This window comes from Pseudomonas sp. P5_A2_2, from assembly GCF_054177685.1.
Genome location: NZ_JBGCUL010001148.1, coordinates 1 through 1313 on the forward strand (window position 1 = coordinate 1; position 1313 = coordinate 1313).

The 1313-nt window shown below is 62.6% G+C and carries 1 protein-coding gene; it reads left to right on the forward strand.

All coding sequences use genetic code 11. From position 1 onward, the window contains the following. On the forward strand, positions 1 to 1313 hold a 1313-nt coding region (locus ACXRVY_RS29595), incomplete at both ends, for an ATP-binding cassette domain-containing protein (RefSeq protein ID WP_458239031.1).

A 1313-nucleotide genomic window follows, 5' to 3' on the forward strand; every position in this document is an offset into this window, starting at 1 on the left:
GACAGTATTCGACGTGGTGGCCGAAGGCCTGGACGGCGTTGGCGCCCTGCTCGCCGAATATCACCACCTGAGCCAGAACATCGTCACTGACGCCGATCTGGACAAACTGATGCACGTCCAGCACGACCTCGAGGCCCGCGATGGCTGGCGCCTGCAGACCCTGGTCGACAGCACCCTGAGCCGCCTGCAACTGCCGGCCGACAAGACCCTCGCCGAGTTGTCCGGCGGCTGGCGTCGTCGCGTGCTGCTGGCCCAGGCCCTGGTGTCCGAGCCGGACCTGCTGCTGCTCGACGAACCGACCAACCACCTGGACATCGGTGCCATCGCCTGGCTTGAAGAAGCACTGAAGGATTTCCAGGGCGCCGTGCTGTTCATCACGCACGACCGTTCTTTCCTGCAGAACCTGGCCACCCGCATCCTCGAACTGGATCGCGGCGGCCTGATCGACTGGAACGGCGACTACGCCAGTTTCCTCGTGCACAAAGAAGCCGAACTCGCTGCCGAAGCCACCGCCAACGCGTTGTTCGACAAGCGCCTGGCCCAGGAAGAAGTGTGGATTCGTCAGGGCATCAAGGCCCGTCGCACCCGTAACGAAGGCCGCGTACGTGCCCTCAAGGCCCTGCGTGTCGAGCGTAGCGAACGTCGTGAGCGTACCGGCAAGGCCAATATCCAGCTGGATACTGCCGACAAGTCCGGCAAGCAAGTGATGGTGCTCGAGAACGTGAGCTTCGCTCACCCGGGCGGCCCGTTCCTGATCAAGGACTTCTCCATGGTGCTGCAGCGCGGCGACCGTATCGGTCTGCTTGGCGCCAACGGTACCGGCAAGACCACGTTGCTGAAGCTGATGCTCAGCGGCCTGCAGCCGACCAGCGGCAAAGTGGAAGAGGGCACCAGGATCGATGTTGCCTACTTCGACCAGTTGCGCCATCAGCTGGACCTGGAAAAAACCGTGATCGACAACGTCGCCGAAGGTCGCGACTTCATCGATATCGATGGTCAGAGCCGCCACGTGCTGAGCTACCTCGGCGACYTCCTGTTCAGCCCGCAGCGTGCCCGCACGCCGGTCAAGGCGCTGTCCGGTGGTGAGCGTGCCCGTCTGTTGCTGGCCAAGTTGTTCAGCAAGCCGGCGAACCTGCTGGTACTCGACGAACCGACCAACGACCTCGACGTTGAAACCCTCGAACTGCTCGAAGAAGTCTTGCTGACCTTCAATGGCACCGTGCTGATGGTCAGCCACGACCGGGCATTCCTCGACAACGTGGTCACCAGCACTCTGGTTTTCGAAGGTGAAGGCCAGGTTCGCGAGTACGTCG